Raw genomic sequence first — 24,324 nt, forward strand, 5'->3', positions numbered from 1 at the left:
GGAGAGAGACATGAGTACAGTCATCAAGAACGGGGCCATCGTCACGGCGGATCTCAGCTATGAAGCGGATGTGCTGATCGAGAACGGCCAGATCATCGAGATCGGCAAGGGGCTGCGTGGCGACGAGGAACTTGATGCAAGCGGCTGTTACGTGATGCCGGGCGGAATCGATCCGCATACCCATCTCGAAATGCCCTTCATGGGCACCTACAGCTCCGACGATTTCGAAAGCGGCACACGTGCGGCGCTGGCAGGTGGCACCACGATGGTGGTCGATTTCGCGTTGCCCGATCCGGGTCAGGGTCTGCTTGATGCGCTGAAGCGCTGGGATAACAAATCCACCCGCGCACATTGCGACTATTCCTTCCACATGGCCGTCACCTGGTGGGGCGAACAGGTGTTCAATGAGATGGAAACCGTCGTCAAGGAACGCGGCATCAACACGTTCAAGCACTTCATGGCCTACAAGGGCGCGCTGATGGTGCAGGATGACGAGATGTATGCCTCGTTCCAGCGCCTGTCCGAACTGGGCGCCATCGCGATGGTCCATGCGGAAAACGGCGACGTGGTCGCGGACCTGTCGGCGCGTCTGCTGGCCGAGGGCAATAACGGCCCCGAGGGCCATGCCTATTCCCGGCCCACTCAGGTCGAGGGCGAGGCCACCAACCGCGCGATCATGATCGCCGACATGGCTGGCGTGCCGCTTTACGTGGTGCATACCTCCTGCGAGGAAAGCCACGAAGCGATCCGCCGCGCGCGCCAGCAGGGCAAACGCGTCTGGGGTGAGCCGCTGATCCAGCACCTGACGCTGGATGAGAGCGAGTATTTCAACCAGGACTGGGATCATGCCGCGCGTCGCGTGATGAGCCCGCCGTTCCGCAACAAGAAGCATCAGGAAAGCCTGTGGCACGGGCTGATGTCCGGCTCTCTTTCGGTGGTGGCTACCGATCACTGCGCCTTTACCACCGAGCAAAAACGCTATGGCGTCGGCGATTTCACCAAGATCCCGAACGGGACAGGCGGTCTGGAAGATCGCTTGCCGATGCTCTGGACCCATGGCGTTGCGACCGGGCGGCTTACGCCGAACGAATTCGTGGCCGTGACCTCGACCAATATCGCCAAGATCCTGAACTGCTATCCCAAGAAGGGTGCGATCCTTGTCGGCGCGGATGCGGATATCGTCGTGCTCGATCCGAAAAAGGGCAAGACGATCTCGGCCGCCACGCAGCAGTCCTCGATCGATTACAACGTGTTCGAGGGGCAAGAGGTCACGGGCCTGCCGCGCTTTACCCTGACCCGCGGGCAGGTCGCGGTTTATGACGGCGAAATGCGGGTCGAGGAAGGCCACGGCAAGTTCGTCGAACGCGCGCCGAACACGCCGGTCAACACCGCGCTTTCCCAGTGGAAAGAGCTGACATCGCCGCGACCGGTGCAGCGCACGGGCATTCCGGCAACCGGTGTCTGACCGTCTCTGGCGCCTTTGCGATGTACAGGCGGTGTACAGGATGTGCACCGCTTGTGCATCGCCTGAAATCGGGTGCCTTAAGTTTTTATGAACAAGAAGAGAGCCTTAATGCCGGTCATTGAAGCCAGAAATCTCGAGCTGACCTTTCAGACCAATGACGGTCCGGTTCATGCGCTCAAGGATGTGAACCTTTCCATAGAAAAGGGGGACTTTGTCAGCTTTATCGGCCCGTCGGGCTGTGGCAAGACGACCTTTCTACGCTGCATGGCGGCGCTTGAGCATCCAACCGGGGGCGAGATCACCGTTAACGGAGTGTCGCCGGAGGAAGCGCGTCAGGCGCGGGCCTATGGCTATGTGTTCCAGGCGGCGGGGCTTTACCCATGGCGGACCATCGCGGGCAATATCAAGCTTCCGCTCGAGATCATGGGGTTCTCCAAGGCCGAGCAGGAAAAACGCGTCAAGGACGTGCTGCAACTGGTTGATCTGGAAGGTTTTGGTGGCAAATACCCTTGGCAGCTTTCGGGCGGCATGCAGCAGCGCGCCAGTATCGCGCGGGCGCTGGGATTCGATGCAGATATCCTCTTGATGGATGAACCCTTCGGGGCGCTGGACGAAATCGTGCGCGATCACCTCAACGAACAGCTTCTTGCGCTCTGGGCGCGGACCGAGAAGACGATCGGTTTCGTAACCCATTCGATACCCGAGGCGGTGTATCTGTCGACGCGGATCGTGGTGATGAGCCCCCGGCCGGGCCGGATCACCGATGTGATCGAAAGCCCGCTGCCGAAAGAGCGGCCACTTGAAATCCGCGATACGCCGGAATTCATCGAGATCGCGCACCGGGTGCGGGAAGGTCTGCGGGCGGGGCATCTTGATGAGTGATCTCATGTGTTTGCAAGCCGGCCTTGATGTGAGGGCGGCATGATGCGGACGTTCTGGGCCGTACTGGTGGTGGTCGCCGCAATCGTGCTGTTCTGGTACGCGGCGGCGGTGCCGATGAATATCAAGACCGCGCTCACACAGGCGGAACGCGAGGGCGCGGTGATCTCTCCCGAAGGCGCGGCGGCGCGGCGCGACATGAGCGCGATTGCGCTGGCGCTGGCGAACCCGGGTCAATGGGGCGATACGCTGGTGCAGGACAAGCCGAGGCTGCCGACCCCGGACCAAGTGGCGGTGGAACTCTGGCAGACCAGCGGGGCGATGGTCCTGAAAGGGCGTGCCTTTTCCAAACGCAGCCTGCTGTTTCACGGCTGGGTCACGCTGAGCGCGACGCTGCTCGGGTTCGGGATCGGCACGGTGCTGGGCGTCGTGCTCGCGGTCGGGATCGTGCATAGCCGGGTGATGGACATGAGCGTGATGCCCTGGGCCATCGTGAGCCAGACCATCCCGATCATCGCGCTGGCGCCGATGATCATCGTGGTCCTGTATTCGGTCGGGGTGCAGGGGATCATCCCCAAGGCGATCATATCGGCGTATCTGAGTTTCTTCCCGGTGGTGGTCGGCATGGTGAAAGGGCTGCGCAGCCCGGATTCCATGCAGCTCGATTTGCTGCGGACCTATAACGCGAGCACATCGCAGGGGTTCTGGAAGCTGCGGTTGCCATCTTCGCTGCCTTATCTCTTTGCCTCGCTGAAGGTGGCGATTGCCGCCTCGCTGGTGGGGGCCATCGTGGGTGAGTTGCCGACGGGCGCGGTGTCGGGCCTTGGCGCGCGGCTCTTGGCCGGGAGCTACTACGGGCAGACGATCCAGATCTGGTCGGCTCTGTTTGCGGCCGCCATCCTCGCGGCCTTGCTGGTCGGGATACTGGGCATGATCGAGCGGCTGTTGCTGCGCCGCATGGGGGTACTCGCATGAGGCTATGTCGGAGGGGCTCTGCCCCGGTCGCGCAGGCGCGACCTCCCCGGGATATTTTTGACCCAAAGAAGCAGGGGAACGCAGCATGACGGAACTGGTGCTGGCACTCGTGATCTGGGCCGCGGGATGGGGGCTGAATGCATGGCTGGCCCGGAGCGCGGCCTCGGAGACGCGGGTTGTGAAATTCCTTGTGCCCTTCATCTTTGGCGCGACGCTCGTGCTGGTCTGGGAAATGGTGGTGCGGGGGCTGAATGTCCCGATGGTGATCCTGCCGGCGCCCTCGGTCATCGCGATGCGCTTTGCCTCGAGCCTGCCGATCCTTTGGGTCGATTTCGTGCAGACCTTTCTGAAGGGGGCGCTGGGTGGCTATGTCATCGGCTGCGCGGCGGCCTTTCTGGTGGCGATCCTTGTGGACCGGTTCGATTTCCTGCGGCGCGGGCTGTTGCCGGTCGGAAATTTCGTGGCGGCCCTGCCGATCGTGGGGACCGCGCCGATCCTCGTGATGTGGTTCGGATTCGACTGGCAGTCAAAGGCGGCGGTGGTCGTGGTCATGGTGTTCTTTCCGATGCTGGTGAACACGGTGGCCGGTCTGCGCGAGGCGAGCGCGATGCAGCGCGACCTGATGCAGACCTACGGGGCCAGCTATGGCCAGGCGTTTTTCAAACTGCGCCTGCCGGCGGCGATGCCGTTCATTTTCAACGGTTTGAAGATATCGACGACGCTGGCCCTGATCGGGGCGATTGTTGCCGAATTTTTCGGCTCGCCGACGCTGGGGATGGGGTTTCGCATCTCGACCTCGGTAGGGCAGCTTGCGCTGGACATGGTCTGGGCCGAGATTGTGGTGGCGGCGCTTGCCGGGTCGGCGTTTTACGGGGTTGTGGCGCTGGTGGAGAAGGCGGTGACCTTCTGGCACCCGTCGCAGCGGGCCTGAGGCCCATAACGACAGAAGAATTCCGGATAAACCGGGGTGGAAGTGTAAACAAGGAGTGTAGAATATGAAGAAACTGATGACGGGAATGGCGCTGGGACTGGCAATAGCTGGTGGCTCGGCGACGGCGGAGACCGATCCGAACAGCGTGAAACTGCAGCTGCAGTGGGTCACGCAGGCGCAGTTCGCGGGATATTACGTGGCGCTCGACAAGGGCTATTACGAGGAAGAAAACCTCGACGTCGAAATCCTGCCCGGTGGTCCGGATATCGCACCGCCGCAGGTGCTTGCGGGTGGTGGCGCGGATGTCATGCTGAACTGGATGCCCTCGGCGCTGGCGGCACGTGAAAAGGGCCTGCCGGTTGTGAACATCGCGCAGCCATTCAAGTCTTCGGGTCTGATGCTGACCTGCTGGAAGGACACCGGCATCACCAGCCCGCAGGATTTCAAGGGCAAGACCATCGGCGTCTGGTTCTTTGGCAATGAATACCCGTTCCTCAGCTGGATGAGCCAGGAAGGCATCTCGACCGATGGCGGCGAGGATGGCGTGACCGTGCTCAAGCAGGGCTTTAATGTCGATCCGCTGATCCAGCGTCAGGCCGATTGTATTTCCACCATGACCTATAACGAATACGGTCAGGTGCTGGATGCGGGGGTTTCCGAAGACGAACTGGTGACCTTCAAATACGAAGATCAGGGCGTTGCCACGCTGGAAGACGGGATCTGGGCCCTTGAGGAAAACCTCGAGGATCCGGTGTTCGTCGACAAGATGGTACGTTTTGTCCGGGCCTCGATGAAGGGCTGGAAATACGCCGAGGAGAATCCGGAAGAAGCGGCGATGATCGTGCTCGACAACGATGCGACCGGCGCCCAGACCGAAGCGCATCAGGTGCGGATGATGGGTGAGATCGCCAAGCTGACCGCCGGCTCCAACGGCGCGCTGGATGAGGCAGATTACCAGCGCACGGTCGATACCCTGCTTGCGGGCGGTTCCGATCCGGTGATCTCCAAGGCGCCGGAAGGGGCCTGGACCCATGAAATCACCGACAAAGCGCTAAACTAAGTTTACGCTTTTGCGATGAGACAGGCGCGGCTCCCGGGATCGGGGGCCGCGTTTTTCGTTCAGATCTCGGCGTAGATTTCCAGCAGGTTGCCGTCGGGGTCGCGGAAGAACAGCGTACGATGGCCAAAGCTCTGGTCGGTAGGGGGCGCGATGGGCGTTATGCCATGACGCTCAAGCGCCTCGGCGCAGAGATCCACATGGCCGGGCGGCACACGGAAGGCAAGTTGCAGGGCAGCGCTCCCGCGTGGGAGCGGCGTATCCGAGGCGGTGAGACCGGGCCTTGAGAGGGCCAGAATGTTCGAGCCTACGCGGTATTCGATCCAGCCGGCCGATAATTCCCGTTCCAGCGCAAAGCCCAGAACGCCCTCATAAAATCGGCGCATCGCGGCCATGTCGCGGGTAAGGATGACCGTATAGTCGATGGCGCGGATCGCGGCAAAGGGCGAGGGCTGGTCGTTCATGGCAGGGGACTCCGGGTGCTTCGGCTACAAGAGCAAAAGGGTGCGTCCGACGTCAAGAACAGCGCGTGATTCCGGGTGACCTTTCGTCATACTTATGCAATATACTGTAATCGATACGAAATTGAGGAGAGTTTCGTAAAAATTGCAGAATTTTGCAGAAGAACTCCGCCATGCGATGGTGCTGATCCTGTCAGGCGACAGGGATTTGTGGGAAATTGTCCTGCTTTCCCTGCGGGTCTCGGTCATTGCGGTTCTGATCGCGGCACTTCTGGGGATGCCGCTTGGCGCGGCATTGGCGGTCGGGCGTTTTCCGGGGCGGCGCGGCGTCATCATTCTTGTGAATGCGCTGATGGGCTTGCCCCCCGTAGTCGTCGGGTTGCTGGTCTACCTGTGCCTCTCGCGCTCGGGGCCGCTTGGGGTGCTGCAACTGCTCTATACGCCCAGTGCGATGATCATCGCGCAGGTGGTTCTGGTGACACCGATCATTACGGCGCTGACCCGGCAGACGGTCGAGACGCTGAACGCGGAATATGCCGAACAGCTCCGTTCACTGGGGGTATCGCGGCTGGCCTCTGTGCCGACCCTGCTCTGGGACGGGCGACTGTCGCTCTTGACGGCGCTTCTGGCCGGGTTCGGACGGGCGATTGCCGAGGTCGGAGCGGTGATCATGGTGGGCGGCAATATCAACCATGTGACGCGCGTGATGACGACGACGATCGCGCTCGAAACTTCCAAGGGCAATCTCGCGCTGGCGCTGGCGCTTGGTGTGATCCTGATCGCGCTGGCGGTCAGCATGACGGCCTGTGTGAGTTTGCTGATCCAGCGCAGCGACGTTGAGGGGCTTCATCATGCGTGACTTTGCCGAGCAGCTGCATCCCGAAATCGAGGTTTCCGGTCTGCGGATCGAACGGGATGGCAAACGGCTGCTGGATATCGACCGGCTTGTGCTGAACGGGCCGGGGCCTTTGATGATCCTTGGGCCGAACGGGGCGGGCAAAAGCCTGCTGCTGCGCTGTCTGCACGGGCTGATCCAGCCCGATCGCGGGGTGTTCCGGCAGGACGGGCGTGAGATGGGTCCCGCCGACCGGCAGCATCAGGCGATGGTGTTCCAACGTCCCGTGCTTCTGCGCCGCTCGGTGGCGGCGAACCTGAATTTTGTTCTGCGGCGGCAGGGGTTTGATCGGCATCTGCGGGGCCCGCGCGTCGCCGAGCTCTTGGCCGAAGGCGGGCTGGACGGCAAGGCGCGGCAACCGGCCCGGTCCCTGTCAGGCGGCGAGGCGCAGCGGCTGGCGATCCTTCGGGCGCTGGCTACCGAACCCGAGTTGCTTTTTCTGGACGAGCCGACCAGCGCGCTTGATCCGCAGGCCACGCAGGCCATCGAAGCGCTGGTCGCGGCGGCGGCGCGGCGCGGGGTGCGCATTATCATGGTGACCCATGACATCGGGCAGGCTCGGCGGCTGGGTCAGGATATCCTGCTGATGCAGGGGGGGAAGGTGGCCGAACAAGCCGAGGCCACCGCATTTTTCACCAATCCGGAAAGTCAGGCGGCGCGACGCTTCCTGTCGGGCGGGCTGGTGATCTGAAATTTGACTAAAGGGAAGTGGAGTAAGACGATGACTGTAGACATGAACCGCGGCCTTTGGCTGGCGGGTGCGCTGGCGGCTGGATTGCAGATGGGCATTGCCGGGGGCGCTTGGGCCGCGGATGAGTTCATCGTGGTGCAGTCGACCACCTCGACCGCGAATTCGGGCCTGCTCGACGCGATCCTGCCGGAATTCACCGAAGGTTCGGGCGTCGAGGTGCGGGTTGTCGCTGTTGGCACCGGTCAGGCGATCAAGAACGCGATCAATGGTGACGGCGATGTGCTGCTGGTTCATGCAAAACCGGCCGAGGAAAAATTCGTCGCCGATGGCTGGGGCGTACAGCGGTTTGACGTGATGTATAACGATTTCGTGCTGGTCGGCCCGGAGGAAGATCCGGCGGGCATCAAGGGGGGATCCGACATTGTCGCGGCCCTGCAGGACGTGGCCGAAGCGGGCGCGGTCTTTGCCTCGCGCGGGGATGACAGCGGGACCCACAAGGCCGAGCTGCGTCACTGGCAGGCGGCGGACGTGGATGTGGCTGCCGTCTCGGGCGGTTGGTATCGCGAAACCGGCAGCGGCATGGGCGCAACCCTGAATGCTGCGCAGGGTATGGGCGCCTATGTGCTGACCGACCGTGCGACCTGGATCTCCTTTGGCAACAAGGAAGGAATGGAGATAATGGTCGAAGGCGATGAACGGCTGTTCAACCAGTATGGCGTGATCCTTGTGAACCCCGAGAAGCATCCGAGCGTTAAGTCCGATGCCGGGCAGGCGTTTATCGACTGGCTGATCGGTGAGGAAGGTCAGGCCGCGATTGCCGGGTATCAGGTCGACGGGCAGCGGTTGTTTTTCCCGAACGCCGATTAAAGTGAATGCCCTGCCGGGCATGCCTCCGGCGGGGATATTTTTTGACCCAAAGAAGCAGGGGCGTGGTTATGGGGCCGCGCCCTTGCGTTATCTGGGTGAGGGCGGTCAGGCACGGGCACCATTGTGGTGTACCGTTCCGAGGCCTGCAAGGTTGTAGCCGCCGAGTTCGCTGGCTCGGTCTGCACAGGCAGGGCTGGCGAGGAAGGCCATCAGTTTCTGAAGCGGCGGTTCGAACCATGCGCGACGCCAGAGAGCGAGGTCGAAGCGTTCTTCGGTGAGTGGTGTGAAACCGAGGCCATAGAGCCCTGAGAGAGCGCCGAGGCCAAAGCCCGCCTCGGCCTTGCCGTCGTGCAGCGCGATGGCGAGTTCTTCTTCGGTGCGGGCGCGGGTATCGAGCGGCGCGATGTCGGCGGAGGTGAGACCCGCCTCTGTGAGACGGGTGTCGAATTCGCGCTGGGAGGCGGCATTGTCCTGCCGCAGCACGACGCGGCGGCCTTTCAGATCGGCGAAACTCTCGATGCCGGTGACACCGGGGGCGAGCAGAAGGCCGCGCTGACGCCGGGCGATTTCGACCAACACGAGCGGTGCTTCGCCGAGCTTTGCCCTGAGTGCGCCGCGGTTCCAGTCATCGCCTTCGCGGATATGCAGCCCGGCGGCCTGTGCCTCGCGCCTGGCAAGCCTTTCGATACCGTCGAAAGAGCCGTCGTAGTAGCTGGCAAGGCCGGACCCGCTTTCGCGCAGCGCCCAGTCGAGCAGGGGGTCGTGGCTGCCGGCGAGGATCGGGGGCAGGGGCTGGTCGGCCGTTTCGGGACCGCTGCGCGAGGCGGAGAGCCATGCGGTGATCTCGGCCTGTGGGAAGAGCAGTTTGCCGACGGCGCGGACGCAGGGCACCTCGCCGTTGGCGGCGAGGTCATAGACCTTGCGCTCGCCGATGCGCAGCAGGTCGGCCAGTTCGCGGGTGGTCAGGTAGTCGGGCAAACCTAGTCGAGCCGCACGTCGGGGCTGCTGGTGGCCTGGGCCGAGCTGAAGCCGATTTCGTGCAGCCCGTACCAGGCGGCTACGGAGATCACGGCGATGGCGGCAAAGGCGAGAATCGCGGCTTTCATTCTGTCAGGTTCCCTCTGGTGTTACGGGGTGGTGGCGCGGCGCAGGTAATCGATCAGGTCGGCCCGGTCGTCAGGGTCGGCGATCCGCTGCATCGGCATTTTCGAGCCGGGAATGTAATGATCTGGGCCGAGATCGAACAGGGCGTCTATGCTCTTGTCATTCCAGACGATATCCGATCCGTCAAGCCTCTCGGAATAGCTGTAGCCGGCGACCGTTCCGGCCCGGCGTCCGAAAAGCGCGTGCAGCGTCGGGCCGGCGCGGCGGTTGCCGCCGGTGGTCAGGGTGTGGCAGATCGAGCATTTCCGGGCGAACTGGCGCTCGCCGTTTTCCATCTCTTCCGGGGCGCGCTGAAAGCTGTGTTCGGTGGCGGCGATAGGGGAACCTTCGCCAGCCTGGGGAACCGGCCAGCCGTAGAACGTGCTGTCGAGGCCGCCCGCGTACAGCCATGTGCCATCGGCTGAGAAGGCAAGCGTCCAGACCGGGCCTTTGCTGGCGGCGCGCCTATCGCTTTCGATCTGCCATTGACCGGTGTCGACCACGGTGATGAACCCCATGCCATCGCCAATGGCGAGCCGGGTGCCATCAGGACTTTGGGCAAGGGCGAGGATCGGGCGGCGTTCCAGCGTGAAATCGGCGATTTCCTCGCCGGTGCTCGAGTCGACAACCTTGGTCGATCCGTCTACCGTGCCATAGGCCAGCCAGCCAGCCTCTTCGTTCAGCGCCAGCCTGTTGATACCAAACCCGTGCTGGAGGAGCTGCCGGCTCTCGCTTTTATCGCCAATGTTCCAAGCCCGGATCGTCCCATCGCTTGCGGCCGAATACAGTATCGCGCCATCGGCACTGGCGGCCAGCGCGTTGACTCCGCCGCCATTTCCGGTGAGGCGGGTCGGGGCGGCACCATCCAGCGGCCAGAGCCCGATGGATCCGTCCCAGCTTGCCGAGGCGATCAGACCGGGGAGGGCGGCGATGGCGGTGATCTTGCCCTCGTGGCGGCCGATGACCTCGCCCGTGGGCCAGCGGCGCAGGGTGAAATCGTCGCCGCCGGACCAGAGCGTGTCATGGGCATACAGCACCGTGTTCACGGCGGCTTCGTGTCCGTCGAGCCAGATAGGCGTCGCATCTTCCCAAAGACCGACCGCGTTATCGAAGCTTGCGGTGGCAAGGCGGCCATCGGGCAGGGCTTCGATGGCCATGACCGGCCCGCCATGGCCGGACAGCACCTCTACCTCCTGTGAGTGAGCGCCCAGCGGAGCAAGACATAAAGCAAGTGACAGGCGCATGGCGCAAAGGGCCATGTTACTCGGCCGGGGTTGCGACACCTTTTCCGGCCTCGCGGGATTTGACCTCATCGACCCAGAGACTGTGGTGCTCGCGCGCCCATTGTTCCTCGACGCGGCCGGTGCCCATCGCGTCGAACGCCCCCTCCATGCCCAGCGTGCCAAGGTAGATATGGGCAAAGATGATGGCGATGAAGACGAAGGCGACAATCGAATGCCAAAGCTGCGAATATTGCATCTCTTCATGCGGGGCCATCTGGTCGGGCAGCGGGCCAAGACCGACAAGCTGCGGCAGCCCCCAGTCGTTCAGATGCGCAAAGGTCGACGCGAACATGGGCAGTTGGAAGGGAAACAGCAGCGACAGGCCCGAGGCGCTTATCGACACGCCCAGCACGATGCAGGCCCAGAAGATAAGTTTTTGACCTGCATTGAATTTCTTGGCGGGCGGGTGCGTGTGCTTGGAAAACAACCCGCCGCCCTGCGCCAGCCATTTCAGATCGGTTTTGTCGGGCAGGTTGTGCCAGATCCAGTTTATCGTGACGATCACAAGCCCCAGCATGAACGCCCAGGCGACGTTGTTGTGCACCCATTTCGAGGCAATCGCGAGGGTCGAAAACGCCTGATGGCCAAAGGCGGGGATCAGCACCATCCGTCCAAAGAGCGAGATCAGCCCGGTCAGCGCCAGCAGCAGGAAGGAGCCGGCGAAAAGCCAGTGGCCGAAACGTTCGAATGCCGTGAACCGCAGCAGTTTGCGTCCGGTTTTCCGGCCCTCGATACGGATGCGGCCCCGGATCAGGTAGAACAGTGCCAGAACGACAAGCGTACCGCCAAGCAGCCAAGCGCCATAAGTCGCCAGCGGACCACGGCGGAATTCCAGCCACCACATGCCGCCGTCCTGTATCAGCACGTTCGAGGCGGGACCGTTGTTCGAAACAGTCACATCCGCACTGCCATAGCGAATTGCGCGGTACATCTCGGAATCCGATGCGCCGCCAAGCGTTCCAAGCTGGTTGGCGATCCCCGCCGCGTTATCCGGGCTGCCGGTTGCGTCGCGACGGAAACTGTCATCGACTTCCTGGCCACGCTGACGGGCGAGGATATCCTCGAGCGTCTGGGCGCCGCCGGTCGCGCTGCGGTCAACGGGGGGAGCGGTGGTCTCCTGCGCCTGCGAGATCATCGGCCAGGGTGCCAGCACCAATGCCAGGACCACAAGAAAACAGCGCAGATAGGACATTGGAACCTCCCCGAAATCAATTGCCTCAAACCTAGCTGTTTCCAGTGGATTTGCAAAGAAAATGCGGATGAAAGTCAGGTTTACCCCGAGAGATAGAGTGTGGCTTTCAACCTGGAAATCTAAAATTTTACAATCATTTGTTAAAGAAGGTTAATCTCTTGATGGAAGGTTTGCTCAACCGGGCCAGTCCAGTTTTCCGGGAGAACCACCTACGCCCTTTCCCTATTTCGATTGCGAGGGGGCCCGAGCCGGTCAGGAAACCGGCCCCGGGCCGGCTATCAATAGTAATAATCGTAGCGCACCGTATCCACGGCGCTCTGCACGTCGGCCAGCATGGCGTCAAGGATGGTGACCATATTGTTGTTGTAGGTGATCACGACATCATTGCCGTTCTGGGTGAATTCCAGCTCCATGTTGCGGCGAAATTCGGTGAAAAGAAGCGTATCGCCCTCTTCGAAATCTATGATCGTGTGAGACATCGTAAGGTCGTCTTCGGCGAATTTCTTGAAGACGAAGCTGTCATTGCCACTGCCGCCGGTCAGGGTATTGGTGGTATTGCCCGAAATCAGGGTGTCGCGTCCTGCGCCCCCATCCATGATGTTGTCGCCATGCCCGCCGACGATCCGGTCGCGCCCGTCACCGCCGAACATGTGGTCGCCCCCGCCGCCGCCATAGAGATTGTCATGCCCGGCATTTCCGAACATCCGGTCGCTTCCCCTGCCGCCATAGAGATAGTCGCCGCCATCGCCGCCGCGTATCCGGTCATTGTTGTCACCCCCGTAGAGGTTATCGCGGCCTCCCATCCCGAACAGCTTGTCACGACCGTCAAAACCCTGAAAGAAATCGGAATCTCCGGTGCCGTTGTACTGATCGTTGCCGTTGAATAGTTCGGATTCGAAACCCGACCCTCCAAGCAACAATGCCCAGATCATCCCCGCATCACCGTCGATGTCGGTGATCTCCATCAGGGTTTCGCCCTCGTAGCTTGCCGTGATCGACTCCATGCTGCCCGAAACCGTGCCCAGATCGCCGTAGCTGAAGGTGCCGGTGATCGTCACATCGACAAGCGTGACCTGCGGGGAGTAGGGCGGATAAAGATCATAATAATAGTAATCGTCCACAACGGCCATGACGCTGGTTATCGTGGTCGCGTTGGCACTGATTGCCGCGTCTATATCCAGGTATTCCAATAAGAAACCTGCCTCGTAGTATGGGAACAGGTCGTCATCAAACGGAAAGAAAGTGATTGTGGCCATCGCGCTGTCCTCTGTCTGAATGGAAAGGTAAAATGCCGGAAATTCTGAATGGACCTAATTTACTCTACCGGCGGGCTTTCCGACAACTTGGCATTTAAACGCCGAGGACCGAGGCCTGCGTTTTATCGAAATTTTCAGAGGTAGATCAGACAAAAAAGCCCCGGTGCAGGACCGGGGCTTTGACGTTTTGATAAGGGTTAGAAGGGCTTAGTTGCCCTTTTGATCATAGGCTGTGCCCCAGCCCCAGGCGCCCGAACCAAAGCCGCGCGCCACGACGCGTTCGCGGTAGATTGCCGATACCGTATCGCCATCGCCTGCGAGCAATGCCTTGGTCGAACACATCTCGGCGCAGATCGGCAATTTGCCCTCGGCAATCCGGTTGCGACCGTATTTGGCGAATTCGGCGGCCGAGTTGTTTTCCTCTGGGCCACCGGCGCAGAAGGTGCATTTGTCCATCTTGCCGCGCGATCCGAAATTGCCCGCCTGCGGGTATTGCGGCGCGCCAAAGGGGCAGGCGTAAAAGCAGTAACCGCAGCCGATGCAGAGATCCTTGGAGTGCAGGACGATGCCTTCCTCGTTCTGGTAGAAACAGTCCACCGGGCAGACCGCCATGCAGGGCGCGTCCGAGCAATGCATGCAGGCAACCGAGATCGAGCGTTCGCCCGGATCGCCGTCATTGATCGTCACCACCCGGCGGCGGTTGATGCCCCAGGGTACTTCGTGCTCGTTCTTACATGCGGTGACGCAGGCATTGCACTCGATGCAGCGTTCGGCATCGCAGAGAAATTTTGCTCTAGCCATATCGTTCTCCTCCTTACGCTGCCCAGATTTTGCAGAGAGTCGCTTTGGTTTCTTGCATCTGGGTCACCGAGTCATAGCCATAGGTCTGCGCGACGTTGGTACTTTCGCCAAGCACATAGGGGTCCGCGCCTTCGGGGTATTTGTCCCGCAGATCGACACCCTCGAAATGGCCACCAAAGTGGAAGGGCATGAAGGCCACGCCCGCACCTACCCGGTTGGTGACCATCGCCATCACCTTGACCTTGCCGCCTTCCGGGCCTTCGACCCAGACCTGCGCGCCGTCCCGGACCCCAAGGTTATTGGCATCGCGGGTGTTGATCTCGACGAACATGTCCTGCTGCAATTCAGCCAGCCACGGGTTGGAACGTGTCTCGTCCCCGCCGCCTTCGTATTCGACCAGACGACCCGATGTCAGGATGATTGGATATTCCTCGGAGAAGTCGTTCTTCTGGATCGACGCGTACATGGTCGGCAGACGATAGAACTTGCGGTCTTCATAGGTCGGATAATCCGCCACCAGATCGCGCCGGTTCGAATAAAGCGGCTCGCGGTGGACAGGCACCGGATCGGGGAAGGTCCAGACCACGGCGCGGGCCTTGGCGTTGCCGAAGGGCGCGCAGCCATGGGCGATCGCGACCCGCTGGATTCCGCCCGAGAGGTCGGTCTTCCAGTTGATCGCGGCGACCTTCTCGTCATAGTCTGACGGGAAGGGCGACATCGACTGTTCGCCGACCTCCTCGTTCGAGGCCTGATCGCCGCTGGGCGAAGTAGTGCCGTCGTCGCCGTCATCGCTTTCACCGACCGTGGCATCAAGCCCCTGGAACCCGACGATGCTGCCCATGGTGATCTTTTCCTCGCGGGTTAAATCGCCGTCCCAGCCCAGATCCACCAGCATCTGGTAGGTGAACTCGGGGTAGCCGTCCTCGATTTCCGATCCGACGGAATAGACACCCTCGGCCAGCAGGTTCTCGCCGTCGCGTTCCACCCCGAAACGGGCGCGGAAGGTCAGGCCGCCCTCGGCCACAGGTTTCGACATGTCGTACAGGTTCGGCGTGCCGGGGTGGTTGATCTCGGCCGTGCCCCAGCAGGGCCACGGCAGACCGTAATAGTCGCCATCGGCAGGACCGCCGACCGCCTGCAGCGTGGTGCGGTCAAAGGTCTGCTGGTTTGCCATGTGCATCTTGAGCCGTTCAGGCGTCTGCCCGGTATAGCCGATGGTCCACATGCCCTTGTTGATCTCGCGCAGCGTGCTTTCGACGTTGGGCGTGTTCGCATCATCCATCTCGATGTTGCGGAACAGGCGGTCGGCAAAGCCGAACTTGTTCGCGAACAGGCCGATGATCTCATGGTCGGGCTTGGATTCGAACAGCGGCTGTACCACCTGTTCGCGCCACTGAAGCGACCGGTTCGAAGCGGTCACCGAGCCGCGCGTTTCGAACTGGGTCGCGGCCGGCAGCAGGTAGACGCCATCGGTGCGGTCGTTCATCACGGCGGAAACGGTCGGGTAGGGATCGATCACGACAAGCATGTCGAGCTTTTCCATCGCCGTCTTCATTTCCTTCATCCGGGTTTGCGAGTTCGGCGCATGACCCCAAAGGACCATGGCCCGTACCGGGTTCGGCTGATCTGTGTTGGCCGGATCTTCCAGGACGCCGTCGATCCAGCGGCTGACCGGGATGCCGGTCAGGGTGCACAGGTTCTGATCCTCGCCCTCCTCGCCCTTGACGGTGGCGAACTGGCCTTTCAGCCAGTCCAGATCTTCGCCCCAGACGCGTGCCCAATGCGCCCATGCGCCATCGGACAGCCCGTAATAGCCGGGCAGGGTGTGCGACAGCACGCCAAGGTCGGTCGCGCCCTGCACGTTGTCATGGCCGCGGAAGATGTTGGTGCCGCCGCCTGCTGTGCCCATGTTCCCCAGCGCCAGTTGCAGGATGCAATAGGCGCGGGTGTTGTTATTGCCGGTGGTGTGCTGGGTCCCGCCCATGCACCAGATCACCGTCCCGGGGCGGTTGTTCGCCAGCGTCCGCGCCACGCGCTTGAGCTGGCTGCCCGGTACGCCGGTCACGCGCTCGGTTTCCTCGGGCGTCCATTTTTTTACCTCGTCGCGGATCTGGTCCATGCCCCAAACACGGGTGCGGATGAATTCCTTGTCCTCCCATCCGTTCTCGAAAAGATGCCAGAGGATGCCCCAGACCAGCGCCACGTCGCTGCCCGGGCGCAGCCGGACGAATTCGTCCGCATGGGCCGCCGTGCGCGTGAAACGCGGATCGCAGACGATCAGCGGCGCGTTGTTCTGCTCTTTCGCCTTCAGCAGGTGCTGGAGCGAGACCGGATGCGCCTCGGCAGGGTTGCCGCCGATGATGAAGATCGCCTTGGAGTTATGGATATCGTTGTAGCTGTTGGTCATGGCGCCGTAGCCCCATGTGTTCGCAACACCCGCAACGGTGGTGGAGTGGCAGATCCGCGCCTGGTGGTCGACGTTGTTCGTGCCCCAGTAGGCGGCGAACTTGCGGAACAGATAGGCCTGTTCATTGGAATGCTTGGCCGAGCCGAGCCAGTAGACGCTGTCGGGGCCGCTTTCCTCGCGGATCACGTTCATCTGGTCGCCGATCTCGTTGATCGCGTCTTCCCAGCTGATCCGGGTCCATTCGCCGCCGACTTTTTTCATCGGGTACTTGAGCCGCCGCTCCCCATGGGCGTGCTCGCGCACCGATGCGCCTTTTGCGCAATGGGCGCCAAGGTTGAACGGGCTGTCCCAGCCGGGTTCCTGTCCGGTCCAGACGCCGTTTTCGACCTCGGCAATCACCGTGCAGCCGACCGAGCAATGGGTGCAGACCGATTTGATGGTTTCAACCGCCGTCTGCGCCGCAGATTGCGCCGTGGCGCGGGTGACGGTACCGCCGGTTGCTCCGACCGCTGCAAGGCCCCCGATGGCCAGCCCCGAGCCGCGCAGAAAGGCGCGGCGGTCAACGGTACTTTCCCCGACACGGGAAAGAACACTTGTCCGCTGCGGGCGTCGCGCCACCCCGTTGGTCTTTTTCCTCAGCATCTTCTTGTCCTCCAAAGCTCGCCGTTTCGCTCGGCTGGCATGGTTCCTGTTCTTCTCCTCCCGCGTGATGGCCAAACCAAGCCACTGCGGGGGCGATCTCCGTCACCGGTCATCCGCGACACCATTCGCGGGCGCCTCGGTGCCCATCATGAAACTAGAAGCGGGCGCTTTCGTAATAGGCCCGGGTATGTTCGGTATCCTGTAGCCGCGTCTCATTGACGGGGGCCTCGGCGGCCTGCGCCTCGGTCCCGCTCATCGCGGCGGCAGCCACGGCGGCGGGGGCCGCAGTTCCGGCAAGTTTCAGAAAATCGCGGCGGCTTGCACCGTCTTCGTTTTTCTTGGTCATCGGGGTCTCCTCCCTTCCTTTTCTTCTTCCTTCATCCTGCCCCGTTCATCAAGGCAGGTACCGCGCCGGTCAGGCTGCGGCCATGCGGAAACCTTCTTTTTCGATTTCCATGTAATTGCGTCCAATTGCCCCGACCGAGGCGTAAAACACCGAATTCTTCGCTGCTTCGAGATCGGCAAAGAAATGCGCGGCCCAGGGGCCGATGTGCCGATTCCAGAATTCCTGCTGTGTCGCGAGGCCTGCGGGCTGGCCAAAGCGACCGGCGATCATGCCGCCCATCATCTCCATCAGTGAGGCGATGTTGTCTTCGGGCTCATAGACGTTCGGGGCGCGGGTGATGCCGCGCGCCGCCATGTCCGAGCGCAACTGGGCCAAGGGTTTTTCGTTCAGGAACCCGGTCAGGTAGTAGCTGGCATAGGGGAGCAGTTCACCGCGCCCCAGCCCGATGAAAAGCGCGTTGAACTCTCGTTCCGCCGCGGCGGGCTTCGTCACGTGGGCGACCCGCGCCAGCCCGCTGATGGACTGGCCAAGGGCGGTGTCATCGCCCGAAAGAGTTGCCGTTTGCGTCAGGACCGTCTGCGATGGGGGACGGGCCAGCAATAGCCCGAGATAATCGTATAGATCGGCGCGCATCCGGTCTTCTTCTGCAATTTCAATCATTTCAGATGTGTCGTTCATGCGCTTTCCGCCTGGGTATCCTGTGGCGTCGTCTCTGCAAAGCGGAACCGCATGCGCCGGGGGCGTCGGTCTTCGACAACCTCTGCCGGTCGCGCCGTGGTCTCGGCTTGTACCGCTGGTGCCGGTTCGGGTTCGGTCTCTGCCACCAGTTCTTCAGGCGTCTCTTCGAACTCTTCCACGTCAGCGTCGCGCGCCATCGCCTTGATATGCGACAGCATTCCCTTGCCAACCTGATAGGTCGTCTGCAGGTTTTCGACCACCGTGGCGCTGTCGGTAAAATCCTCGCCATATTCGACAAGGCCGTCCACATTCGCCAGCACCGGATTGACTTTCCACAACCGGCGCAGGGCCATGCGCCGCAGATGCTCCGGCACGGCCTTGGCCATGAAGGCGCGGATATCGTCGCCCGCTTGCAATGTTTCCGGGTCGGGCAGGCCCAGTTCCGCCAACAGGGTGGCGTCGTCCTTTTCGGCTACCACATCCTCGCGGATCTGCGCCTCGGCCATTACTTGCGCGGCATTTTCCTCGGCCCTGACGGCTGCCTTTCGGCGGCTCCAGAAATCTTTCCGCGCGGTCATGGCATCATCCTTCGCGGCGCGCGATACACATCGGAAACCTGACGGATGCGCGCATCGCCCTTTCCGTCTTCGGTCAGGTCCACGCGTTTTTTATCGCGCCGACGCTTAACAAAAGCTTCATCTTCGTGATGCTCCTGGGCAAAGCGGCGCACCCATGCGGCCAGACCGTCGGGCATCGCCACCTTTTCGACGATATCCTCGCCGTTATCCGCGTAATCCTGCCCCTCATAGGGCGAAGCGGTCACCAACAGGACCTCCAGCGGCTTGTTGCGATCAGTGCTTTCGCGCAGAACCACGTAGATCGATGGCACATTGTCCGCGAGGTTCGTGAGGTATGCTTCGGTATCCGTGGCCCAGAGAGTCAGCGCCTTTGTTGCCGCGTGATACTCGACCGTTTCGCCATCGCAGCGCAGCTCTGCCCAATCGGCCGGACGCGCGCCCGGCAGCACGGCGACCGCACGCCAGTGCCATTTCGCCCAGCGGGTCACACCGGGCATTCTGCGAATGACGATGCCCAGCGGCATCTCCGCGCGAATGGTCGTCGTTTCGATCAAGGCTATGCTTTCGTTGGCTTATGATCTGGGCAACTGGCCCGACTATGTAACTTTTCATCCCGATGGCCAAGCCTCATTCGTGGAAAGTGATCAGATTTTCTGACCAGTTCGGGGTGGCAGCGGCGGCCCGGATCGCGCTAGTGTCATCCAGAAGCGGCGTGGCAGGAAAAATGACCGCACAGCGGTACACTGTTCCGCGCAGACCCGAGGGGAGAGCAGGGAATGACAGGCAAGATAATTCTGTGCGATTGCGCGGGCAGTCAGCGTCTTGACGTGGATGCGATCGAGGCAGGCGGGCTGACCTGTTCCCGCGTCCATACAGCACTTTGCACCCATGAAATCACCAAGGCGGCGCGCTTTCTGACCGAACCTGACGTCACCATCGCCTGCGGGCAGGAACAGGCGGTGTTCGAGGATCTTGCTGCAGAGCTCGGCGTCGAGGCACCCGGGTTCGTCGATCTGCGCGACCGCGCGGGCTGGTCAGAGGAGGGCGCGAAAGCGGGGCCGAAAATGGCGGCCCTCGTCGCCGAATCCCAGTTGCCATCCGCACAGTCGCAAAGTTTCGATGTAATCAGCGAAGGCGTCTGCCTTGTCTTTGGCACGGCGCGTGCCGCGCTCCCCATGGCCGAGATGCTGGCAGAGTCGCTCGCCGTTACTGTGGTGCTGACCGACGAGGCGGAACCGCCAATGGACCGCCGGTTTGACTGCGTCCGGGGGCATATCCGTCGTCTGATCGGCGCTCTGGGCGGGTTCCGTGTAGAAATCGACGGTTTCCAAGAGCTTGAGCCCGGCGGGCGTGGCGAATTCACCTTTGCTCCGCCGCGCGACGGGGCGGAATCGGAATGCGATATCGTCATCGACGTGACCGGCGATACGCCCCTCGTCCCCGCGCCGAAGAAACGCGACGGCTACCTGCGCGCCGATCCGCGTGATCCGCTGGCGCTGTCGCGTCTGGCTTTCGATGCGGTGCAGCTTGTCGGGACTTTTGAAAAACCGCTTTACGTGCGGCTCGACCCATCGCTCTGCGCCCATTCCCGCGCCGGGCAGACCGGTTGCTCCAACTGCCTTGATATCTGTCCGACCGGCGCGATCTTGCCCGATGGCGACCACGTGGCGATTGATCCGGGAATCTGCGCGGGTTGTGGCGCCTGCGCGGCCCTGTGCCCCTCGACGGCGATCACCTATGATGACCCGCCGCTGTCGCATCTTGTCTCGCGTCTTCAGGTACTTGCGGGCACCTATTCATCTTCCGCAGGTAACGCGCCCCGGCTCTTGGTCCATGAAAAACACGGGGCTGAGATGATCCGCTTGTCGGCGCGTTTCGGTCGCGGGCTTCCGGCGGATGTCATCCCGTTTGAGCTCGAGGTGATCTCGGGCTTTGGCCATGCCGAGATGCTGGCAGCGCTGGCCCTCGGGTTCAGCGATGTCACCATCCTGCTGGCCCCGACAACCGACCGCGACGCTCTGACCCGCGAGAGCGTGCTCTGCGAGGCCAATGCGGGTTCTGGCCGCGTCACACTGCTTGATGAAAGCGATCCTGACCGGATGAGCTATGCGCTGTACGCCGCTGAAAACCAAGAAAATATCGCCAAGCCGATCCTGCCCCTGGGCAATCGTCGCCAGATCGCGCGGCTTTCGGCGCAGGCGTTGAACCGAAGCGCCGAGGCTCCGCTGCCCCTGCCGGAAAACGCGCCCTATGGCGCAGTGCTGGTGGATACGGATGCTTGCACACTCTGCCTTAGCTGCGTGTCACTGTGCCCGTCGGGGGCTTTGATGGATAACCCCGACATGCCGCAGCTCCGGTTTCAGGAGGATGCCTGCCTGCAATGCGGTCTCTGCCGCAACATCTGCCCCGAGGATGCGATCACGCTCGAACCACGTCTGGACCTGAGCGAAGCTGCGCTGACTCAGAAAATCCTGAACGAGGAAGAACCTTTTGCCTGCGTCGAATGCGGATCGCTCTTTGGCGTGAAATCCACCATCGAGCGGGTGATGGAAAAGCTCTCGGGCACCCATCCGATGTTTGCCACGACGGCGCAGGCGCGGATGATCCAGATGTGCGACAATTGCCGGGTGAACGCGCAGTTCCAGAGCGATGACAATCCGTTCAAGGGCAAGGAACGGCCACGGCCGCGCACCACGGACGATTATCTGAACGCGCGACGCGATCACTAAACCAACTGGGGGCTGGCGGAGGCTGCGCCTCTCAGGCAGAACGTACCTGATCACGATAAAGGAGAACGGGTGATGAGCGACGATTTCAACATGTCGATGCGCAAGTTCCTGAAACAGGTTGGCGTGACCAGCCAGCAGGCCATCGAGGAAGGGCTGCGCAACAAGGATGCCAAGCCGGGTGACAGTTTCACGGCCAAGGTGGTGCTGACGGTTGACGGGCTGGATGTCCATCACGAGGTCACCGGGACGATCAAAGGGAACGAGTAAGACATGGCAAGCCGGGACGCGGTTCTCGCGGAACTGAAGAATATCAAGGATCCGGTCAGCGGCAGTGACATCGTCGCCGCCGGTATCGTGCGGGCGCTGAATGTCGAGGACGGGCAGGTGCGTTTCGTGCTGGAAATCGACCCGGCCCGCGCCGAGGCGATGGAACCGGTGCGCGCCGAGGCCGAAGCCCGCGTCAAGGCACTGCCCGGGGTCGAAAAGGCCTCGGTCATGATGACGGCCCATAGCCAGAAGGCGCCGCCCGAGCTGAAACCCAAGCCCAAGCCTTCGGCGACACCGCCGCAGCGGGTGGCCGGGGTGGATCACATCATCGCCATCGCCAGCGGCAAGGGCGGGGTGGGCAAATCCACCGTCGCTGCGAATCTCGCCGTGGCGCTGGCCGCCGAAGGCCGCCGCGTCGGGCTGCTCGATGCGGATGTTTACGGACCGTCCCAACCCCGCATGCTGGGGGTGAGCGGCCGTCCCGCGTCGCCCGATGGCAAGATCATCCTGCCGCTGCGCAACCATGGCGTCACCATGATGTCGATGGGCCTGATGACGAACGAGGATCAGGCAGTCGTCTGGCGTGGCCCAATGCTGATGGGCGCGCTGCAGCAGATGATGAACCAGGTACAATGGGGTGCCCTCGACATCCTGTTGATCGACCTGCCGCCCGGCACTGGGGACGTGCAGCTGACCCTCAGCCAGAAGTTCGAGATTGACGGCGCCATCATCGTCTCGACCCCGCAGGACGTCGCGCTGCTGGATGCGCGGAAGGGCATCGACATGTTCCGTCAGCTCAAGACGCCGATCCTTGGCATGATCGAGAACATGAGCACGCATATCTGCTCGAACTGCGGGCATGAGGAACACGTCTTTGGTCATGGCGGCGTCAAGGCCGAGGCCGAGAAGCTGGGCGTGCCGCTTCTGGCGGAAATCCCGCTGCACCTTGATATTCGCACCGCCGCCGATAGTGGCGCGCCGATCGTGGCGACCAGCCCAGACAGTGCGCAAGCCGCAGCATTCCGGGGCGTGGCGCGGGATCTGGTGGCGCGGGGCCTCGCGTGAACCAAGGGCTCAGCCTGCCGCCGCTGCTGGTGGGCGAGCCCGCTTCGGGCGCCGACCCGATGTCGCGCGCCCGCGCTTTGGCGGCGCAAGGCTGCGATGGCGGCACGCTGGTCCATGACATCCAGCCCGACCGGCTGCGCGCGGCGCTGATTGTCGCGCCAGAGGTGCCGCTTGCCGATGCCATGGCGATGCTGCCGATCTGCGCGGTCGGGTTCCAGAACGCCTTGGGCGCACTGGCACCGCCCGAAGTGGCGGTGCATCTGACATGGACGGGTGACATTCTGGTCAATGGCGCACGTTGCGGCGCGTTCCGGGTCGCGGGGTCGACGCTGGATTTACAGGCCGTGCCCGACTGGCTGATCGTCGCGATCGATCTGACCATTCAACTAAACACCGATGATCCCGGCGTCTCCCCCGACAAGACATCGCTCTACGAAGAAGGCTGCGCCGAAATCGATCCGGTCCGCCTCTGCGAGGCCTGGGCCCGTCATACGCTGGTCTGGATCAACCGCTGGACAGACGAAGGCAACGCGCCTGTTCATGCTGACTGGGTGCCGCTGCTGGAAGGCGTCGGCAAACCCGTCACGCAGGGCGGCTATCAGGGGGAATTCCTTGGAGTGGACGAAAAATTTGGCATGCTGATCCGCGACGATGAAACCACGCAACTGCTGCCGCTGACGACACTGCTGGAGACAGACACATGAAACTGGCCCGCGCCATTCATTTCGACGAAAGCGACATGAACGTCTTTCACGCTCCGGCCCGGACCGGGGAATGGTGCATCTCGGGCGGGTTCGAGTTTTCCAACTGGGGCGAGGCCGATCTGACCGGCAAGGCGCGTCAGGCCTTTGCAAATGGCTGGCTTGGGCTGGAAACTTTTGGCCGGGTGACTTTCGTCGCTGTCACCCAGATCCAGCCCGAGGAAATGGCGAGGCTCGAAGAGGCGCTCGCCCGGCATTTCGTCGACCTCTATGGCGCGCCGTCAAGGGAAGCTGCCCTGATGGTTGCGCGCGATGAACTGGCACATATGGCCGATCTGTGCTCTGAGCACGATCCGAATACGTTGCTGACTGTCGCGCGTGAGCTGGACGATGACGGCGTGCGCGAAGCCTATCGCACGATCACCGCAAGAGGGGCCGAGATCGACCTGCTTGCGGTGCATGGCTCGCTCGACGATTAATCCTCGCGGAGGAAACCGCCGTATTTGCCGCGCTTGTAAAGCAGACCCAGCCCCGGGCGGTGCCACGCCCGTTCGACCTGACCGACGACAATGGAATGATCGCCCCCGTCATGCACATCGCGCCGAAGACAGTCGAACCGCGCAAGGCAACCTGACAGGATCGGCAGGTCGTTTTCGCCCTGATGCCAGTCGACGCCGGAAAAATCGTCGCCGGTGCGGGCGAAATGCGTCGCGATCTCTTTCTGATCTTCGGCGATGATATGGATCACGTAATGCTTTGCCGCCGCAAATACCGCGTGGCGCTTGGACGATTTAGCCGGGCACCAGAGAACCAGCGGCGGATCGAGCGATACCGAGGCAAAGGAATTGGCCGTCATCGCGACAGGCCCGGTTTCCGTCATGGTGGTGACAACGGTCACACCCGTGCCAAAGGCGCTTAAAGCCTCGCGATAGGCAGCCTCGGTCTCGGGGCCGGGAACAAAGTCGGGTTGGGCCATGACGGCGGGCTGCCTGCATTACAAAAGTACCGTCCGGAG

The 24,324-nt window shown here is 62.2% G+C and carries 26 protein-coding genes; 13 read left to right on the plus strand and 13 right to left on the minus strand.

What is annotated here, in order from left to right; translation table 11 throughout:
• Positions 1-10 precede the first annotated feature (10 nt).
• The 5 genes from hydA to MF268_RS07570 all read left to right on the plus strand — a co-directional run bounded on the left by hydA (position 11) and on the right by MF268_RS07570 (position 5,310).
• Positions 11-1,465 carry a dihydropyrimidinase gene (gene hydA / locus MF268_RS07550; protein WP_238370297.1) on the plus strand — a complete coding sequence of 485 codons (1,455 nt, stop codon included), beginning with the start codon at positions 11-13 and terminating at the stop codon, positions 1,463-1,465.
• Between the two features lie 108 nt (positions 1,466-1,573).
• Positions 1,574-2,347 carry an ABC transporter ATP-binding protein gene (locus MF268_RS07555; RefSeq protein WP_238370298.1) on the plus strand — a complete coding sequence of 258 codons (774 nt, stop codon included), beginning with the start codon at positions 1,574-1,576 and terminating at the stop codon, positions 2,345-2,347.
• A gap of 42 nt (positions 2,348-2,389) precedes the next feature.
• Positions 2,390-3,319, plus strand: coding sequence for an ABC transporter permease (locus MF268_RS07560; RefSeq protein WP_238370691.1), 930 nt, complete (start codon positions 2,390-2,392; stop codon positions 3,317-3,319).
• 85 nt (positions 3,320-3,404) lie between these two features.
• Positions 3,405-4,250 (plus strand): ABC transporter permease, encoded by an 846-nt coding sequence (locus tag MF268_RS07565; protein ID WP_238370299.1) that lies wholly within the window; start codon positions 3,405-3,407, stop codon positions 4,248-4,250.
• Positions 4,251-4,314: 64 nt separating this feature from the next.
• Complete coding sequence (locus tag MF268_RS07570) at positions 4,315-5,310, plus strand: ABC transporter substrate-binding protein (RefSeq protein WP_238370300.1); 996 nt, start codon at positions 4,315-4,317, stop codon at positions 5,308-5,310.
• Positions 5,311-5,369: 59 nt separating this feature from the next.
• Here the strand turns inward: MF268_RS07570 and MF268_RS07575 are convergent, their stop codons facing one another.
• Positions 5,370-5,771 carry a VOC family protein gene (locus MF268_RS07575; RefSeq protein WP_238370301.1) on the minus strand — a complete coding sequence of 134 codons (402 nt, stop codon included), beginning with the start codon at positions 5,769-5,771 and terminating at the stop codon, positions 5,370-5,372.
• A gap of 142 nt (positions 5,772-5,913) precedes the next feature.
• Between MF268_RS07575 and MF268_RS07580 the strand changes: the two genes are divergently transcribed.
• From MF268_RS07580 to MF268_RS07590, 3 genes are read left to right on the plus strand one after another with little or no spacing between them, the layout of a single operon-like run.
• The gene (locus MF268_RS07580) at positions 5,914-6,627 is read left to right on the plus strand and encodes an ABC transporter permease (RefSeq protein ID WP_238370302.1); all 714 of its coding nucleotides are present in this window, start codon (positions 5,914-5,916) and stop codon (positions 6,625-6,627) included.
• Complete coding sequence (locus tag MF268_RS07585; RefSeq protein ID WP_238370303.1) at positions 6,620-7,354, plus strand: ATP-binding cassette domain-containing protein; 735 nt, start codon at positions 6,620-6,622, stop codon at positions 7,352-7,354. Before MF268_RS07580 ends, MF268_RS07585 begins: the two co-directional genes overlap by 8 nt.
• Positions 7,355-7,384: 30 nt before the next feature.
• Positions 7,385-8,221, plus strand: coding sequence for an ABC transporter substrate-binding protein (locus MF268_RS07590; protein ID WP_420485419.1), 837 nt, complete (start codon positions 7,385-7,387; stop codon positions 8,219-8,221).
• A gap of 105 nt (positions 8,222-8,326) precedes the next feature.
• Here MF268_RS07590 and MF268_RS07595 read toward each other — a convergent pair whose 3' ends face one another.
• The 11 genes from MF268_RS07595 to MF268_RS07640 all read right to left on the minus strand — a co-directional run bounded on the left by MF268_RS07595 (position 8,327) and on the right by MF268_RS07640 (position 19,071).
• Complete coding sequence (locus MF268_RS07595) at positions 8,327-9,199, minus strand: helix-turn-helix transcriptional regulator (RefSeq protein ID WP_238370304.1); 873 nt, start codon at positions 9,197-9,199, stop codon at positions 8,327-8,329.
• Between the two features lie 2 nt (positions 9,200-9,201).
• Positions 9,202-9,327: a hypothetical protein gene (locus MF268_RS25180; protein WP_273544946.1), complete on the minus strand. Its 126-nt coding sequence runs from the start codon at positions 9,325-9,327 to the stop codon at positions 9,202-9,204.
• 21 nt (positions 9,328-9,348) lie between these two features.
• On the minus strand, positions 9,349-10,548 hold the full coding sequence (locus MF268_RS07600) for a c-type cytochrome (protein ID WP_337926792.1): 1,200 nt from the start codon (positions 10,546-10,548) through the stop codon (positions 9,349-9,351).
• Between the two features lie 76 nt (positions 10,549-10,624).
• Positions 10,625-11,839: a formate dehydrogenase subunit gamma gene (locus tag MF268_RS07605; protein ID WP_420485420.1), complete on the minus strand. Its 1,215-nt coding sequence runs from the start codon at positions 11,837-11,839 to the stop codon at positions 10,625-10,627.
• Positions 11,840-12,117: 278 nt separating this feature from the next.
• On the minus strand, positions 12,118-13,095 hold the full coding sequence (locus MF268_RS07610) for a calcium-binding protein (protein ID WP_238370306.1): 978 nt from the start codon (positions 13,093-13,095) through the stop codon (positions 12,118-12,120).
• 207 nt (positions 13,096-13,302) lie between these two features.
• A complete protein-coding gene (gene fdh3B / locus MF268_RS07615) occupies positions 13,303-13,896 on the minus strand; it encodes a formate dehydrogenase FDH3 subunit beta (RefSeq protein ID WP_088632752.1) in 594 nt (197 codons plus the stop codon).
• A 13-nt stretch (positions 13,897-13,909) separates the two neighbouring features.
• Entirely contained in the window at positions 13,910-16,945 is a 3,036-nt protein-coding gene (locus tag MF268_RS07620; RefSeq protein WP_238370307.1) for a formate dehydrogenase subunit alpha, read from the minus strand.
• A gap of 154 nt (positions 16,946-17,099) precedes the next feature.
• A complete protein-coding gene (locus MF268_RS07625; RefSeq protein ID WP_238370308.1) occupies positions 17,100-17,291 on the minus strand; it encodes a ubiquinol-cytochrome c reductase iron-sulfur subunit N-terminal domain-containing protein in 192 nt (63 codons plus the stop codon).
• 69 nt (positions 17,292-17,360) lie between these two features.
• Positions 17,361-17,969 carry a TorD/DmsD family molecular chaperone gene (locus MF268_RS07630; RefSeq protein WP_238370309.1) on the minus strand — a complete coding sequence of 203 codons (609 nt, stop codon included), beginning with the start codon at positions 17,967-17,969 and terminating at the stop codon, positions 17,361-17,363.
• Positions 17,966-18,547, minus strand: coding sequence for a DUF3306 domain-containing protein (locus tag MF268_RS07635; protein WP_238370310.1), 582 nt, complete (start codon positions 18,545-18,547; stop codon positions 17,966-17,968). Before MF268_RS07635 ends, MF268_RS07630 begins: the two co-directional genes overlap by 4 nt.
• Positions 18,544-19,071 (minus strand): DUF3305 domain-containing protein, encoded by a 528-nt coding sequence (locus MF268_RS07640; RefSeq protein WP_238370694.1) that lies wholly within the window; start codon positions 19,069-19,071, stop codon positions 18,544-18,546. Before MF268_RS07640 ends, MF268_RS07635 begins: the two co-directional genes overlap by 4 nt.
• Before the next feature lie 252 nt (positions 19,072-19,323).
• Between MF268_RS07640 and MF268_RS07645 the strand changes: the two genes are divergently transcribed.
• From MF268_RS07645 to MF268_RS07665, 5 genes are all read left to right on the plus strand, one after another.
• Positions 19,324-21,276 carry a 4Fe-4S binding protein gene (locus tag MF268_RS07645; RefSeq protein ID WP_238370311.1) on the plus strand — a complete coding sequence of 651 codons (1,953 nt, stop codon included), beginning with the start codon at positions 19,324-19,326 and terminating at the stop codon, positions 21,274-21,276.
• 72 nt (positions 21,277-21,348) lie between these two features.
• On the plus strand, positions 21,349-21,543 hold the full coding sequence (locus tag MF268_RS07650; RefSeq protein WP_088632747.1) for a DUF6494 family protein: 195 nt from the start codon (positions 21,349-21,351) through the stop codon (positions 21,541-21,543).
• A 3-nt stretch (positions 21,544-21,546) separates the two neighbouring features.
• The gene (locus MF268_RS07655; protein WP_238370312.1) at positions 21,547-22,608 is read left to right on the plus strand and encodes an Mrp/NBP35 family ATP-binding protein; all 1,062 of its coding nucleotides are present in this window, start codon (positions 21,547-21,549) and stop codon (positions 22,606-22,608) included.
• A complete protein-coding gene (locus MF268_RS07660) occupies positions 22,605-23,312 on the plus strand; it encodes a DUF4444 domain-containing protein (RefSeq protein ID WP_238370313.1) in 708 nt (235 codons plus the stop codon). Before MF268_RS07655 ends, MF268_RS07660 begins: the two co-directional genes overlap by 4 nt.
• Positions 23,309-23,788, plus strand: coding sequence for a DUF6505 family protein (locus MF268_RS07665; protein WP_238370314.1), 480 nt, complete (start codon positions 23,309-23,311; stop codon positions 23,786-23,788). The genes MF268_RS07660 and MF268_RS07665 overlap by 4 nt, the downstream gene beginning before the upstream one ends.
• Here the strand turns inward: MF268_RS07665 and MF268_RS07670 are convergent.
• Entirely contained in the window at positions 23,785-24,285 is a 501-nt protein-coding gene (locus tag MF268_RS07670; protein ID WP_238370315.1) for a flavin reductase family protein, read from the minus strand. The two genes, MF268_RS07665 and MF268_RS07670, sit on opposite strands and share 4 nt — an antisense overlap.
• Between the last annotated feature and the right edge of the window lie 39 nt (positions 24,286-24,324).

Origin of the sequence: Heliomarina baculiformis, from assembly GCF_019966545.1 — a bacterium.
Taxonomy (GTDB): domain Bacteria; phylum Pseudomonadota; class Alphaproteobacteria; order Rhodobacterales; family Rhodobacteraceae; genus Heliomarina; species Heliomarina baculiformis.

Coding starts and splice junctions, on each gene's coding strand:
- hydA (WP_238370297.1), top strand. CDS start 11: ATGAGTACAGTCATCAAGAACGGGGCCATCGTCACGGCGGATCTCAGC.
- MF268_RS07555 (WP_238370298.1), top strand. CDS start 1,574: ATGCCGGTCATTGAAGCCAGAAATCTCGAGCTGACCTTTCAGACCAAT.
- MF268_RS07560 (WP_238370691.1), top strand. CDS start 2,390: ATGCGGACGTTCTGGGCCGTACTGGTGGTGGTCGCCGCAATCGTGCTG.
- MF268_RS07565 (WP_238370299.1), top strand. CDS start 3,405: ATGACGGAACTGGTGCTGGCACTCGTGATCTGGGCCGCGGGATGGGGG.
- MF268_RS07570 (WP_238370300.1), top strand. CDS start 4,315: ATGAAGAAACTGATGACGGGAATGGCGCTGGGACTGGCAATAGCTGGT.
- MF268_RS07575 (WP_238370301.1), bottom strand. CDS start 5,771: ATGAACGACCAGCCCTCGCCCTTTGCCGCGATCCGCGCCATCGACTAT.
- MF268_RS07585 (WP_238370303.1), top strand. CDS start 6,620: ATGCGTGACTTTGCCGAGCAGCTGCATCCCGAAATCGAGGTTTCCGGT.
- MF268_RS07590 (WP_420485419.1), top strand. CDS start 7,385: ATGACTGTAGACATGAACCGCGGCCTTTGGCTGGCGGGTGCGCTGGCG.
- MF268_RS25180 (WP_273544946.1), bottom strand. CDS start 9,327: ATGAAAGCCGCGATTCTCGCCTTTGCCGCCATCGCCGTGATCTCCGTA.
- MF268_RS07605 (WP_420485420.1), bottom strand. CDS start 11,839: ATGTCCTATCTGCGCTGTTTTCTTGTGGTCCTGGCATTGGTGCTGGCA.
- MF268_RS07610 (WP_238370306.1), bottom strand. CDS start 13,095: ATGGCCACAATCACTTTCTTTCCGTTTGATGACGACCTGTTCCCATAC.
- fdh3B (WP_088632752.1), bottom strand. CDS start 13,896: ATGGCTAGAGCAAAATTTCTCTGCGATGCCGAACGCTGCATCGAGTGC.
- MF268_RS07620 (WP_238370307.1), bottom strand. CDS start 16,945: ATGCTGAGGAAAAAGACCAACGGGGTGGCGCGACGCCCGCAGCGGACA.
- MF268_RS07625 (WP_238370308.1), bottom strand. CDS start 17,291: ATGACCAAGAAAAACGAAGACGGTGCAAGCCGCCGCGATTTTCTGAAA.
- MF268_RS07630 (WP_238370309.1), bottom strand. CDS start 17,969: ATGAACGACACATCTGAAATGATTGAAATTGCAGAAGAAGACCGGATG.
- MF268_RS07635 (WP_238370310.1), bottom strand. CDS start 18,547: ATGACCGCGCGGAAAGATTTCTGGAGCCGCCGAAAGGCAGCCGTCAGG.
- MF268_RS07640 (WP_238370694.1), bottom strand. CDS start 19,071: ATGCCGCTGGGCATCGTCATTCGCAGAATGCCCGGTGTGACCCGCTGG.
- MF268_RS07645 (WP_238370311.1), top strand. CDS start 19,324: ATGACAGGCAAGATAATTCTGTGCGATTGCGCGGGCAGTCAGCGTCTT.
- MF268_RS07650 (WP_088632747.1), top strand. CDS start 21,349: ATGAGCGACGATTTCAACATGTCGATGCGCAAGTTCCTGAAACAGGTT.
- MF268_RS07655 (WP_238370312.1), top strand. CDS start 21,547: ATGGCAAGCCGGGACGCGGTTCTCGCGGAACTGAAGAATATCAAGGAT.
- MF268_RS07665 (WP_238370314.1), top strand. CDS start 23,309: ATGAAACTGGCCCGCGCCATTCATTTCGACGAAAGCGACATGAACGTC.
- MF268_RS07670 (WP_238370315.1), bottom strand. CDS start 24,285: ATGGCCCAACCCGACTTTGTTCCCGGCCCCGAGACCGAGGCTGCCTAT.